The sequence below is a fragment of the Vibrio rhodolitus genome (assembly GCF_003350325.1).
Taxonomy (GTDB): domain Bacteria; phylum Pseudomonadota; class Gammaproteobacteria; order Enterobacterales; family Vibrionaceae; genus Vibrio; species Vibrio rhodolitus.
This window is the reverse complement of record NZ_QLYZ01000020.1, coordinates 58,026-71,757: the sequence shown is the minus strand read 5'-3', so window position 1 is coordinate 71,757 and position 13,732 is coordinate 58,026. Positions and strand designations below refer to the sequence as shown.

At 46.9% G+C, this 13,732-nt stretch carries 13 protein-coding genes; 4 read left to right on the top strand and 9 right to left on the bottom strand.

The features are described from left to right. Positions 1 to 39 precede the first annotated feature (39 nt). From mioC to DPF93_RS16890, 9 genes are all read right to left on the bottom strand, one after another. A complete protein-coding gene (mioC, locus tag DPF93_RS16930) occupies positions 40 to 474 on the bottom strand; it encodes an FMN-binding protein MioC (protein WP_114767289.1) in 435 nt (144 codons plus the stop codon). 75 nt (positions 475 to 549) lie between these two features. Next, entirely contained in the window at positions 550 to 1,911 is a 1,362-nt protein-coding gene (gene mnmE, locus DPF93_RS16925; protein WP_075648152.1) for a tRNA uridine-5-carboxymethylaminomethyl(34) synthesis GTPase MnmE, read from the bottom strand. Between the two features lie 116 nt (positions 1,912 to 2,027). Next, positions 2,028 to 3,647 carry a membrane protein insertase YidC gene (yidC, locus tag DPF93_RS16920; protein WP_114767288.1) on the bottom strand — a complete coding sequence of 540 codons (1,620 nt, stop codon included), beginning with the start codon at positions 3,645 to 3,647 and terminating at the stop codon, positions 2,028 to 2,030. A gap of 2 nt (positions 3,648 to 3,649) precedes the next feature. Next, positions 3,650 to 3,907, bottom strand: a complete 258-nt coding sequence (yidD, locus tag DPF93_RS16915) for a membrane protein insertion efficiency factor YidD (RefSeq protein WP_114767287.1) — start codon at positions 3,905 to 3,907, stop codon at positions 3,650 to 3,652. Further along, complete coding sequence (gene rnpA / locus DPF93_RS16910) at positions 3,874 to 4,197, bottom strand: ribonuclease P protein component (RefSeq protein WP_244204749.1); 324 nt, start codon at positions 4,195 to 4,197, stop codon at positions 3,874 to 3,876. Before rnpA ends, yidD begins: the two co-directional genes overlap by 34 nt. Positions 4,198 to 4,243: 46 nt before the next feature. Then, positions 4,244 to 4,378, bottom strand: coding sequence for a 50S ribosomal protein L34 (rpmH, locus tag DPF93_RS16905; protein WP_005378825.1), 135 nt, complete (start codon positions 4,376 to 4,378; stop codon positions 4,244 to 4,246). Positions 4,379 to 4,605: 227 nt separating this feature from the next. Further along, positions 4,606 to 5,343 (bottom strand): amino acid ABC transporter ATP-binding protein, encoded by a 738-nt coding sequence (locus tag DPF93_RS16900; RefSeq protein ID WP_114767285.1) that lies wholly within the window; start codon positions 5,341 to 5,343, stop codon positions 4,606 to 4,608. Then, on the bottom strand, positions 5,340 to 6,011 hold the full coding sequence (locus DPF93_RS16895) for an amino acid ABC transporter permease (RefSeq protein ID WP_114767284.1): 672 nt from the start codon (positions 6,009 to 6,011) through the stop codon (positions 5,340 to 5,342). Before DPF93_RS16895 ends, DPF93_RS16900 begins: the two co-directional genes overlap by 4 nt. 71 nt (positions 6,012 to 6,082) lie before the next feature. After that, a complete protein-coding gene (locus DPF93_RS16890; protein ID WP_114767283.1) occupies positions 6,083 to 6,844 on the bottom strand; it encodes an amino acid ABC transporter substrate-binding protein in 762 nt (253 codons plus the stop codon). A gap of 397 nt (positions 6,845 to 7,241) precedes the next feature. On the opposite strand from DPF93_RS16890, the gene dnaA reads away from it, so the two are divergent. The 4 genes from dnaA to gyrB all read left to right on the top strand — a co-directional run bounded on the left by dnaA (position 7,242) and on the right by gyrB (position 13,340). Then, positions 7,242 to 8,648: a chromosomal replication initiator protein DnaA gene (dnaA, locus tag DPF93_RS16885; RefSeq protein WP_114767282.1), complete on the top strand. Its 1,407-nt coding sequence runs from the start codon at positions 7,242 to 7,244 to the stop codon at positions 8,646 to 8,648. A gap of 75 nt (positions 8,649 to 8,723) precedes the next feature. Then, positions 8,724 to 9,824 (top strand): DNA polymerase III subunit beta, encoded by a 1,101-nt coding sequence (gene dnaN, locus DPF93_RS16880; protein WP_114767281.1) that lies wholly within the window; start codon positions 8,724 to 8,726, stop codon positions 9,822 to 9,824. A gap of 1 nt (position 9,825) precedes the next feature. After that, positions 9,826 to 10,905, top strand: a complete 1,080-nt coding sequence (gene recF, locus DPF93_RS16875; RefSeq protein ID WP_114767280.1) for a DNA replication/repair protein RecF — start codon at positions 9,826 to 9,828, stop codon at positions 10,903 to 10,905. 17 nt (positions 10,906 to 10,922) lie between these two features. After that, positions 10,923 to 13,340: a DNA topoisomerase (ATP-hydrolyzing) subunit B gene (gyrB, locus tag DPF93_RS16870; protein WP_114767279.1), complete on the top strand. Its 2,418-nt coding sequence runs from the start codon at positions 10,923 to 10,925 to the stop codon at positions 13,338 to 13,340. Positions 13,341 to 13,732: the final 392 nt, after the last annotated feature.

The window sequence follows — 13,732 nt, the reverse complement described above, 5'->3', positions numbered from 1 at the left end:
TGCGCGTATTTTTTCCGCGTATTTTAACCTTCAATTGGCTTATAAGCGTTCAATATGATCGTGAAACCACGCTTCGGCAGCATCTTCCGGTACTGAATGCGCTAACACATCAATAGTGAAAACATCGCAAATTGGCGTTGCACCTATGTTTTCTAGTAGGTCGTAGGCGTGTTTGCCTGCCGCACAGAAGGTGTCGTAACTTGAATCACCAATAGCAATCACCGCATATTTGACCTCACTCATCTTAGGTGGTGTTGCCTGCAGTGCTTGGATAAAAGGCTGAATATTGTCAGGGTAATCGCCTGCGCCGTGGGTTGATGTGACGATCAACCAAGTGCCTTGGTTGTCGATCTCAGCGAGATTTGGCTGGTTGTGGATCGTAGTTTCTAACCCTTTTTCGACCAGCAGATCACTTAGGTGATCGCCAACGTATTCCGCACCACCTAAGGTACTGCCTGTAATGATATGAATCATTGGTTTTGATCCCTCACAGATTCGATTGCGTGTTTTGGATAGAAAAAACGCGCACCCAAGGCACGCGTTTATTGATTATTTACCGATACAGAAAGAAGAGAAGATGCGACCGAGTAGGTCATCAGAGCTGAACTCTCCGGTGATCTCATTGAGATGCTGCTGGGCGATGCGTAGCTCTTCTGCCAGAATCTCTCCTGCCATGTAGCCTTCAAGCTGCTGTTGACCAATATCAAGGTGCTCAGAGGCGCGCTCCAGCGCTTCTAGGTGGCGTCGGCGTGCCATAAAACCACCTTCATGACCACCAGCGAAGCCCATGCACTCTTTTAGATGACTGCGCAGCGCGTCAACACCTGCGCCAGTTTTGGCTGACAGGCGGATCAGGGTTGGTGAGTTAACATGGCAAATGCCTAGCTCTTCACCGGTTTGATCGGCTTTATTGCGGATCACCGTCATGCCAATGCTGTCTGGCAGACGATCAACGAAGTCTGGCCAAATATCTTTGGGATCGGTTGCATCTGTGGTGGTGCCATCGACCATAAACAGCACGCGGTCAGCTTGAGCAATTTCATCCCAGGCGCGCTCAATACCAATTTTTTCCACTTCATCTGACGCATCACGCAGACCTGCGGTGTCGATAATATGCAGCGGCATGCCATCGATATGGATGTGTTCACGCAATACATCGCGTGTGGTGCCCGCAATATCGGTTACGATGGCTGATTCTTTACCTGATAGGGCATTGAGTAAGCTTGATTTACCGGCGTTCGGGCGACCGGCAATCACCACTTTCATCCCTTCACGCATAATCGCGCCTTGATTGGCTTCTTTGCGTACTGCATTGAGGTTATCGATGATCGCTTGCAGATCGGCTGACACTTTGCCGTCGGCAAGAAAATCAATCTCTTCTTCTGGAAAATCAATCGCGGCTTCTACGTAGATGCGTAAATGAATTAGCGATTCCACCAGCGTATTGATGCGTTGTGAGAAGGCGCCTTGCAGCGACTGTAGCGCTGATTTTGCCGCTTCTTCTGAGCTGGCATCAATCAGATCGGCAATTGCCTCTGCTTGGGCTAAATCGAGCTTGTCGTTTAAAAAGGCACGTTCTGAGAACTCGCCAGGGCGCGCTGTGCGAATGCCGTCGATTTTTAGAATACGCTTGATCAGCATATCCATCACCACAGGACCGCCATGACCTTGCAGTTCAAGTACATCTTCACCTGTGAATGAATGCGGGTTAGGGAAGTAAAGCGCAATGCCTTGGTCTAGCTGATTACCCGCTTCGTCACTAAATGGTAGGTATTCTGCGTAGCGGGGACGAAGAGTCTTACCTGTCACTTCCAGCGCAACTTTTTCTGCTAGCGGACCTGAGACGCGGATAATACCGACACCGCCGCGACCGGGTGCAGTAGCTTGAGCGACAATGGTATCTGTAGTCATAAAGAGTGTGCCTATGATTGAGTGGCTCTATTGAGCTAAATAATGCGATTAGCTGAATTGTAATCAGCTCCAATAAAAAAGGCGACCTTTTGGTCGCCTTTGTTTTCGAATCAAACTTACTTAGAGTGTAAGCCTTTCTTCTCCAGAGACTTGTAGATAAGTGTCTGCTGGATAAGAGTTACGATGTTCGATACCAACCAGTACAGAACTAGACCTGATGGGAAGAACAGGAAGAAGAAGGTAAACATAACCGGCATAAAGGTCATGATCTTCTGCTGCATTGGGTCAGTAACTGTTGTTGGGCTCATCTTCTGGATTAGGAACATCGACGCACCCATCAGTAGCGGCAAGATGTAGTATGGGTCTTGCGCTGATAGATCGTGAATCCAACCGAAGAATGGTGAGTGACGAAGCTCAACCGATTCCATTAGTGCCCAGTAAAGCGCAATGAAGATAGGCATCTGTAGAAGTAGAGGTAGACAGCCGCCTAGCGGGTTTACTTTCTCTTTCTTGTACAGTTCCATCATCTCTTGGCTCATGCGTTGACGGTCATCGCCGATACGCTCACGCATTGCTTGCAGTTTAGGTTGCAGCATGCGCATTTTCGCCATAGAGGTGTATTGCGCTTTCGTTAGTGGGTACATCGCACCACGCACAACGAAAGTCAGTAGGATGATTGCTACACCCCAGTTACCAACGAAACCGTGAATGGTTGATAGTAGCCAGTGTAGAGGTTTCGCAATAAACCATAGCCAACCGTAGTCCACTACTAGGTCTAGGTGTGGTGCAACTGCTGCCATTTGGTCTTGCAGTTTTGGACCAACCCATAGCGTTGCTGTCATTTCTGCAGTTTCGCCATTCGCGATGGTTTTGTTTGGCATACGAACACCGATGTCCGCTAGGTTGCCAATAACGCGAGTGTAAAGGTTAGTACCTGGTTCATCACGTGGAATCCACGCGCTTGCGAAGTAGTGCTGGATCATTGCTGCCCAACCTTGACCGTCAGTCAGGTTGATAGACAAGTTGCGATCTTGCATATCTTCGAAGCTGTATTTCTTGTACTTAGTATCTTCAGTTGAGTACGCACCGCCACGGTAAGTTGGCATTGTGATGCTGCCGCCGTCATCCATTACGTTTTGACGTAGGTGAGCATACATACCAAATGTAGCGTTGTTACCAGAGTTGTTCACCACATCATATTCAACGTCAACTGCGTAGCTGCCACGTTTTAGGATGAATGTCTTGGTGTACTCGATACCGTTTGCCGCGAATGTCATTGGAACACGTAGTTCGTCTTGACCGTCTGCTAGCGTGAAGCTGTCAGCGCTTACTGCGTAGTGAGGGCGGTTAGTGCTGCTCAGGTCGATACCTTGAGGACCCACTAGACCACTTTGGGCAATAAACTGGTGACCCGGTTCGTTTTTCAGTAGCTCAAACAGTTCAGGAGAATTTAGTTCAGCTGTGTATTGGTTAAGGTCAGCTTGAACAACATCACCACCAACCGTATCAATAGACAGAGTTAATACATCCGTTGTTACAGTAATCGCTTTCGCTGTTGCCTGTTGAGCAGGCGCAGGGTCTAGCTCATCGGCAAAAGATGGTGCAGGTAGGGAGCTGCTTGATTGTGCCTGTTCAATCGCTTGAGGAGCTGGGTTCTTAGCTACATTCCATTGCTGGTAAAGTAGAAATGAAACCAAAGCCAAGGCGATTAACAGGATATTACGTTGAGAATCCATCGTTATTTATCTCTGTCGTGTTTTTGAACTGGTGGAACGGGGTCAAAGCCCCCTTCATTTAGAGGGTGGCATTTTAATAGACGTTTGCTCGATAACCAACATCCTTTTACAAAACCGTGAGCTTTCAGTGCTTCTACGGCATAAGTTGAGCATGTTGGTTGAAAACGACACCGTGGTCCGATAAGCGGACTAATGAGACCTTGATAAAGTCGGACTACACCGATTGCTAGCCACGTGATGGGCGAGACAGTCGTTGCCATAGCTTATCAAACAATTTGAACAATTCATCATTGCTTAAATCTTGTGCGCTTTTCTTCGCAATAACAACAAAATCTTTATTCGGTAGATTATGTTGATTGTTACGAAAGCTTTCACGAGAAAGACGCTTAAAGCGGTTACGACCAACAGCAGTTTTGATTTGCTTTTTAGGAACGGCTAAACCTAGGCGAGGATGCGTTAGGTTATTGTTGCGTGCAATGATGGTGAAATGAGGTGAGCCAGCTCGATGAGCTTGCTTGAAGACATTTTGATAATGCTCGGGAGTTAACAAGCGTAACTCCCGATTGAACGCGTACGTATTCAAAATAAATTAATTATTATTTTGACAGGCGCGCACGGCCTTTAGCACGACGTGCATTAATTACTTTACGACCGTTCTTAGTTGCCATGCGAGCACGGAAGCCGTGAGTACGCTTGCGCTTTAGAACTGTAGGTTGAAAAGTGCGTTTCATGATAATTACCTTACTGATCAGTAGTTTTAGGTTCTTTAGTTAACCCGGCGTGGGCAGATAGTCTTCTTATATATAAAGAGGACAACCGACGCCTCTCAACAAAGAGGCGGAATTGTAATCACACTCACAAATTGTGTCAACGACTCATGTGTATGAAATTCCGCGTCGGGCGATTATACGTAGTGTGAGCAAAATCTCAAGGATCAAGCGATCCTTCTGTTGGATCTTTATTCAACTCCGACTTGATTGAGGAACTTTTTCAGTCGTGGATCTTGCGGATTGTCGAAAATTTCCGCAGGCGATCCTTGTTCGACGATGTTTCCCTCTGCCATGAAGATCACTCGGTCAGCGACTTCTTTGGCAAATTGCATTTCATGAGTGACCACCAGCATGGTTTGGTGTTGAGTGGCGAGGTGCTTCATTAGATTCAACACTTCACCCACCCATTCCGGATCCAACGCTGAAGTCGGCTCATCAAATAGCAATAGTTCTGGCTGCAATGCCATCGCGCGACCGATGCCAACACGTTGTTGCTGTCCACCAGATAGGGCGGCAGGGTAGCTATCGCCTTTGTCACCCAGTCCAATATCATCAAGGATTTGCTGAGCGCGGGCGAGGGCATCGGCTTTTTTCCAGTTGCGCACGGTGATCAAGCCTTCGGCGATGTTTTGTCTGGCGGTCATATGGGCAAACAGCGCGTAGTTTTGAAACACAAAACCGGTTTTTCGGCGTAGCGCTAAGATTTCCGCTTTGCTGTGCTTTTGGCTGTCGACACTAACATCATCAATAGTGATGGTACCTTGGTCGGCTTGCTCTAAAAAGTTGACACAACGTAGCAAGGTCGATTTACCGGTGCCGCTAGAGCCGATAATCACAATGATCTCACCTTGTTTGATTTCAAGATCAATGCCTTTTAGCACTTCGCTGTCACCAAAGCGTTTATGAATATTGTCTAATTTGATCATCGTAGGTACGCCTTATTCAATCTATTCTCAGCCCAAATCTGCACGCGAGTCAGAATCACCACTACACCCCAGTAAATCAGCGCCACCGCCAAGAACGCTTCAAAGAAGCGAAAACTCGATGACGCTTCCATTTGTGCTTTGGCCATGATTTCTGCCACGCCAAGGGTAAAGGCGAGGGAGGTCGACTTAATCATATCGATGAAATAGTTCATCAATGAAGGCAGTGCCACGCGGGTTGCTTGCGGCAAAATAATGCGGCGCATCGCTTGAGTGGTAGTCATACCCACCGACAAGCTTGCCTCCATTTGGCTGCGGTCGATGCCGATAATCGCCGCGCGAATACTCTCTGCCATATACGCAGCAAAGTGTAGGGTTAAACCTATGATGGCGGCGCTAAAGGCATCGATGCCGACCATGATCGGGAAAATTTGCGGTAAACCGTAATAGAGCAAAAACAGCTGCACCAGCAATGGCGTGCCACGGAAAAAACTGATGTAGAGTTGGCTAAGTTGATCCAACACTGGTAGGCGAAAAACACGAATATTGGCAAGAATAACGGCTAAGATCAGTGAAAAGACCAAGCCCCATGATGCCATCTCCATGGTGGTGCCAAGATACTTGAGTAAGATCGGCATCAACTCAAGCATGTAGTTAAAATCAAAACCCATAAACCTTACCTAAAAGAGAAAAGAAAAGGTGGAGTTACTCCACCTTTATTGTGTTGGATGATTATTAGAGCTTAGTGAGTAATATCTGCACCAAACCATTTTTCTGAGATGGTTTTTAGAGTGCCATCTGCACGCATTTCACTGAGTGCTTGGTTAACTTCAGTTTGCAGTTGCTTACCACGGGCGTTATCGACAAATGGCCACGCGTTTTGGATTGTTTCAAACGGTTCGCCCGCTAGTTGTAATGGTAGACCGGTTTTTTTGATCAGCTCCAGCGCTGATAGACGGTCCATAACAAAGGCGTCCGCGCGACCTAAAGCAACATCGTGTTCAATACCAGTGTCGTAGGTTTTGATATTGATCTGACCATCTTTATCGTATTGGCGCAGTAGCTGCTCAAAGTTAGATCCTAGGTTAACGGCTACGGTTTTACCCGCCAGATCCGTGACATCTTGGATCTCATCATTACCTTTGCGTACCGTGATCTGAGCGCCATCAACCACATACGGGTCAGCAAATAGGTACTTAGCTTTACGCGCGTCAGTCATGGTGATCTGGTTAGAAATGGTGTCGATACGCCCCGTTTCTAGCAGGCCAAACAACCCCGAGAAGTTTGCTGTGACATATTCCACTTGGTAGCCATTACGCTTGCCAATTTCATCCCACAAGTCGACTTCAAAGCCTTGTAGCTTATCTTTTTCCACAAAAGTAAATGGGAAGTAACGACCAGACATCCCCACCTTTACTTCATCAATCACGGTTTCAGCCGACGCTTGTAGTGCAGCAGTCGAAAGGGCGATGGTAGCAATTGTTGTTTTTATCCAGTTTTTCATATTACATCCTCATAAATTTATGGTTACAAATACTACATATGAGAATCTGCTTAGATAAATAACAAAGAGCGATAAACTAGATAGCTTAGTAATAAGATTATTATTTGTCAGGGCTTGTTTTTCGAGAATAATTGGATTTGCTTGTGGATAAGCTTGGTAAAAATAACTTCATACACAGAGTTATCACCAAATGCTGGATCTGCGTAAAAACGGTGAAATGTGGATCAATTTGTGGGTAATCGCGGGATTGGGTGTGATGATCCATCGAATAATCGCGAGAAAATTGTGAATAACTTAGATCTTATTCACTGGATCGTCGATCATTTGCTGGCGATCTTGGTTATCAACAGGTAAAATCTGTTCTCTTTTCCGATCAATTATCTCGAGTGGGGTCTCTGTGTCATCTTCGCTTTGGTTGCAATGCCTGCAACAGCTTCAAGAAGAGCTACCAGCTACAGAATTCAGTATGTGGGTACGTCCGTTACAAGCGGAGCTTAATGACAATACACTCACTTTGTTTGCACCAAACCGATTTGTTTTGGATTGGGTGCGCGATAAGTACCTAAATAGCATCAACCGTCTACTGCAAGAGTACTGTGGTAACGATATCCCGAATCTACGTTTTGAAGTGGGTAGCCGCCGTGTGGCTGCGCCAACTCCGGCACCAAAGCGCACACCTGCGGATGTGGCAGCGGAATCTTCAGCGCCAGCACAACTGCAAGCGCGCAAGCCAGTACACAAAACGTGGGACGATGATGCGCAAGCGATGGCAAACATCAACCACCGCTCGAACGTGAACCCAAAACACAAGTTCAATAACTTTGTTGAAGGTAAGTCGAACCAACTGGGTTTGGCTGCAGCACGTCAGGTCGCTGATAACCCAGGTGCGGCATACAACCCACTGTTCCTATATGGCGGCACCGGTCTTGGTAAAACCCACTTATTGCATGCGGTTGGCAACGCGATTGTTGATAACAAGCCAAATGCCAAAGTGGTGTACATGCACTCGGAACGTTTTGTGCAAGACATGGTAAAAGCACTGCAAAACAACGCGATTGAAGAGTTCAAACGCTACTACCGCAGTGTAGATGCGCTGCTTATCGATGATATTCAGTTCTTTGCTAACAAAGAGCGTTCTCAAGAAGAATTTTTCCATACTTTCAACGCATTGCTTGAAGGTAATCAACAGATCATTTTGACCTCAGATCGCTATCCAAAAGAGATCAGCGGGGTTGAAGATCGTCTAAAATCGCGTTTTGGTTGGGGTTTGACGGTTGCGATCGAGCCGCCTGAACTGGAAACGCGCGTCGCTATCTTGATGAAGAAAGCCGAAGATCACCAAATTCATTTGGCGGATGAAGTGGCATTCTTTATTGCTAAACGTCTGCGCTCAAACGTTCGTGAGCTTGAAGGTGCGCTAAACCGTGTGATCGCTAATGCGAACTTTACCGGTCGTCCAATCACGATTGATTTTGTGCGTGAAGCGCTGCGTGACTTACTGGCTCTGCAAGAAAAGCTGGTGACGATTGATAATATTCAAAAGACGGTCGCGGAATACTACAAGATTAAAGTGGCTGATTTACTGTCTAAACGCCGATCGCGTTCGGTTGCACGTCCTCGTCAGTTGGCGATGGCACTAGCCAAAGAGCTAACCAACCACAGTTTGCCAGAAATTGGCGATGCGTTTGGTGGTCGTGACCATACGACGGTACTGCATGCATGTCGTAAGATTGAGCAACTGCGCGAAGAGAGTCACGATATTAAAGAAGATTACTCGAACTTGATTCGTACCCTTTCTTCTTAATTCGCTGTATTCTTATCAGTTGCTAGTATTGGCTATAGAGCTAAACGCCATCAAGAATTCAAACAAGAGCGCATTATGAAATTTTCCATTGAACGCAGTCATCTACTGAAACCACTTCAACAAGTGTCGGGTGCTTTGGGCGGCCGACCTACGTTACCAATTCTTGGTAACCTATTGATCAAGGTTGAAGAAAATACCTTATCAATGACCGCAACCGATTTGGAAGTTGAGCTGATCAGCCGAGTGACCCTTGAAGGGGATTTCGAAGCGGGCAGCATTACTGTGCCATCACGTAAGTTTCTTGATATCTGCCGTGGTCTGCCAGACGATTCAGTGATCACTTTCGTCTTGGAAGGCGATCGCGTGCAAGTTCGCTCAGGTCGTAGCCGTTTTTCACTGGCAACCCTACCTGCGAACGATTTTCCAAATATTGAAGATTGGCAAAGTGAAGTTGAAGTGTCACTGACCCAAGCTGAACTGCGTGGTCTGATTGAGAAAACTCAATTCTCAATGGCGAACCAAGACGTACGTTACTACCTTAACGGCATGCTGTTTGAAATCGATGGCACCACTTTGCGTAGTGTGGCAACCGATGGTCACCGTATGGCGGTATCACTGGTTTCTCTTGGGGCTGATTTTGCGACTAAGCAAATCATCGTGCCGCGTAAAGGTGTGCAAGAGCTGGTTAAGCTGTTGGATGCGCCAGAGCAGCCAGTGGTTTTGCAAATTGGTAGCTCGAACGTGCGTGCAGAAGTGAATAACTTTGTTTTCACCTCTAAACTGGTTGATGGTCGTTTCCCTGACTACCGCCGAGTAATGCCACAAAGCACCACCAAAACGTTAGAAGCGAACTGTGATGAACTGCGCCAAGCATTCTCGCGCGCGGCTATTCTGTCGAATGAGAAATTCCGCGGTGTGCGCGTGAATCTTGCCGACAACGAGATGCGCATTACTGCCAACAACCCTGAGCAAGAAGAAGCGGAAGAGATGTTGGACGTCAACTTTGACGGTGATGCGATCGAAATCGGTTTCAACGTAAGTTATGTACTTGATGTCTTGAATACGCTGCGCTGTGAAAAAGTGCGTATTTCCATGTCAGATGCCAATGCCAGTGCGTTGATTGAAAACGCCGACGACGACAGCGCTCTGTACGTGGTGATGCCGATCCGACTCTAGCATGCCGCTATCTCGCCTTATTATTAAGCAATTTCGCAATATTGAAGCCTGTGATATCCAACTATCAGCAGGCTTTAACTTTCTTATTGGTCCTAACGGTAGCGGTAAGACCAGCGTCCTCGAAGCGATCTATTTGCTCGGACATGGGCGTTCTTTTAAAAGCAGTTTAACTGGACGTGTGATCCAAAATGAATGTGATGAGTTGTTTGTTCACGGCCGTTTTTTGAACTCGGATCAATTTGAGCTACCGATTGGGATTAATAAGCAGCGCGACGGCACAACAGAGGTTAAAATAGGCGGTCAATCTGGGCAAAAGTTAGCGCAACTGGCTCAAGTGCTGCCGCTGCAACTTATCCACCCTGAAGGGTTTGATTTGTTGACCGATGGTCCTAAACATCGCCGTGCTTTTATCGATTGGGGTGTGTTTCACTCCGAATCGGCATTTTATGATGCATGGGGACGATTCCGTCGTCTGAATAAGCAGCGTAACGCGTTATTGAAAACGGCTCGTAGCTATCGTGAACTTAGCTATTGGGACCAAGAAATGGCACGTTTGGCTGAGAACATTAGCCAATGGCGTGCGCGCTATGTAGAGCAGATGTGTGTCAAAGCAGAGCAGATCTGCGGAGCATTTTTGCCAGAATTTGAGATTCAATTGAAGTATTATCGTGGGTGGGATAAGGATACGCCTTATCAACAAATCCTCGAAAAGAACTTCGAGCGCGATCAAGCGTTAGGTTACACCTTTAGTGGACCTAATAAAGCCGATTTGCGCATAAAAGTGAACGGTACACCAGTAGAAGATGTGCTTTCACGTGGTCAGTTAAAACTGATGGTGTGTGCTCTGCGCGTGGCGCAAGGGCAGCTCCTTACCGAAATGACCGGAAAGCAATGCATTTACTTAATTGATGACTTTGCATCGGAATTAGATAGTCAACGTCGCAAGCGTCTTGCTGATTGCTTGAAAGAGACGGGGGCTCAAGTTTTTGTAAGCTCTATTACTGAGGGTCAAATTGCCGATATGTACGACGATAAAGGCAAGATGTTCCATGTGGAACATGGCACAATAGAGCAACTATAAATAGCGGAAGATAACTCATGTCTGAAAATTACGATTCATCGAGTATTAAGGTACTGAAGGGTCTGGACGCAGTTCGTAAGCGCCCAGGTATGTACATCGGCGACACGGACGACGGCACCGGTCTTCACCACATGGTCTTTGAGGTGGTGGATAACTCAATTGATGAAGCGTTGGCAGGTCACTGTAAAGACATCATTGTGACAATCCATGAGGATAACTCTGTTTCTGTTAGTGATGATGGCCGTGGTATCCCAACTGAGATGCACCCGGAAGAGAAAGTGTCGGCAGCCGAAGTTATCATGACGGTACTGCACGCGGGTGGTAAGTTCGATGACAACTCGTACAAAGTATCGGGCGGTCTGCACGGTGTAGGTGTATCGGTAGTAAACGCTCTGTCTGAAAAAGTGGAACTGACAATCCATCGTGGTGGTCATATCCATACCCAAACTTACCACCATGGTGAGCCTCAAGCGCCACTAGCGGTAGTGGGTGATACTGACAAAACCGGTACCATGATCCGTTTCTGGCCAAGTGACCAGACGTTCTCAAACGTAGAATTCCACTATGACATCCTAGCGAAACGTCTACGTGAGCTATCATTCCTAAACTCAGGTGTTTCTATCAAGCTTAACGACGAGCGCGAAGAAGACAAACACGATCACTTCATGTACGAAGGTGGTATCCAAGCGTTTGTTAATCACCTAAATACCAACAAAACACCAATCCATGAGAAAGTTTTCCACTTCAACTCTGAGCGTGAAGATGGCATCTCGGTTGAAGTGGCAATGCAGTGGAACGATGGTTTCCAAGAGAACATCTACTGTTTCACCAACAACATTCCACAACGCGATGGTGGTACGCACCTAGCTGGTTTCCGTGCAGCGCTAACGCGTACACTGAACACTTTCATGGATAAAGAAGGCTTCTCGAAAAAAGCCAAGACTGCGACATCGGGTGATGATGCGCGTGAAGGTCTAACCGCGGTTGTTTCGGTTAAAGTGCCTGATCCAAAATTCTCAAGCCAAACCAAAGACAAGCTAGTTTCATCTGAAGTGAAATCTGCGGTTGAGTCAACCATGGGTGAGAAACTGTCGGAATTCCTAGCGGAGCACCCGTCAGAAGCTAAGATGGTTTGTTCGAAGATCATTGATGCAGCTCGTGCGCGTGAAGCGGCACGTAAAGCGCGTGAAATGACGCGTCGTAAAGGTGCGCTTGATCTAGCGGGTCTACCAGGCAAACTTGCTGACTGTCAGGAAAAAGATCCTGCACTGTCTGAACTATACATAGTGGAGGGTGACTCTGCGGGTGGTTCAGCAAAACAAGGTCGTAACCGTAAGAACCAAGCTATCCTGCCACTCAAAGGTAAGATCCTAAACGTTGAGAAAGCACGTTTTGATAAAATGCTTTCTTCTCAAGAAGTTGCAACGCTAATTACTGCACTTGGTTGTGGTATCGGTCGTGACGAATACAACCCAGATAAACTGCGTTACCACAACATCATCATCATGACCGATGCTGACGTCGACGGTTCGCACATTCGTACGCTACTGTTGACCTTCTTCTACCGTCAAATGCCAGAGCTGATTGAGCGCGGCTATGTGTACATTGCTCAGCCACCACTATACAAAGTGAAGAAAGGCAAACAAGAGCAGTACATCAAAGATGAAGATGCAATGAACCAGTACCAAGTCGCTTTGGCACTGGACAATGCAGCACTACACGTTAATGCAGAAGCACCAGCACTTGCAGGTGAAGCGTTAGAGAAGCTAGTACAGCAGTACAACGCAACGATTAAGCTGGTGGATCGCATGAGCCGCCGCTACCCACGTGCGCTTGTGCATGAGTTAATCTACGTACCGCGTATCACCGCTGAGCAATGCCAAGACGCAGCTGCTGTGGAAGCGTGGACGAAACAGCTAGTTGAGCAACTAAACGCTAAAGAAGTCGGCGCAAGCCACTACAGCTTTGAAGTTGAGCAACACGCAGAGCTAGGTATTAATCTACCGAAAATCATCGTACGTACCCACGGTGTGACTTATGAGTATGCACTAAGTGCTGATCTGCTTAACTCGAAAGAGTACGGCAAACTAGCGACACTATCAGAAGCACTAGATGGTCTGATTGAAGAGGGTGCTTACATCAAACGTGGTGAGCGTACTCAGCCAGTGGCAAGCTTTGTTGATGCACTCGAGTGGCTAATCAAAGAATCACGTCGTGGTCTAAGCCTACAGCGCTACAAAGGTCTTGGTGAGATGAACCCAGATCAGCTTTGGGAAACCACAATGGACCCAGAAACTCGTCGCATGATGCAAGTAACGATTGAAGATGCCGTAGGTGCAGACCAATTGTTTACTACGCTGATGGGTGACCAAGTTGAGCCGCGTCGTAACTTCATCGAAGAGAATGCTTTGAAGGTAGCAAACTTGGATGTGTAGACGCTAATTTGTCGTCTAAATTTAAAAACGCAGACAGTAATGTCTGCGTTTTTTATTGGGCGATCGTTATGATAAAGAATTGAGATGCGGGAACGCTTCGCTTCGAGAATATGACATCGTTAGAAAGATTGGGCTTTATTTATCATAATCTTAGAGCGTCATCCTCGAGAGGGAGGGACGACCGAGTCGGGGATCTAAAAAATATTTTTAGCCGATCCCTTGAAAGCCGATCTTTTGACCTTATATCTAATTATGAAGAGGGATGGCTAACTTGCTCAACAAGAGAAGTGCAGCGCCTCTGGAATCGCTAAATGAGATCGCTCAGGAGAGGATACTCAAATTAGCACACAACTTGACCCTAGATTCGACATCATGTCCCCGAACCTAAAGAG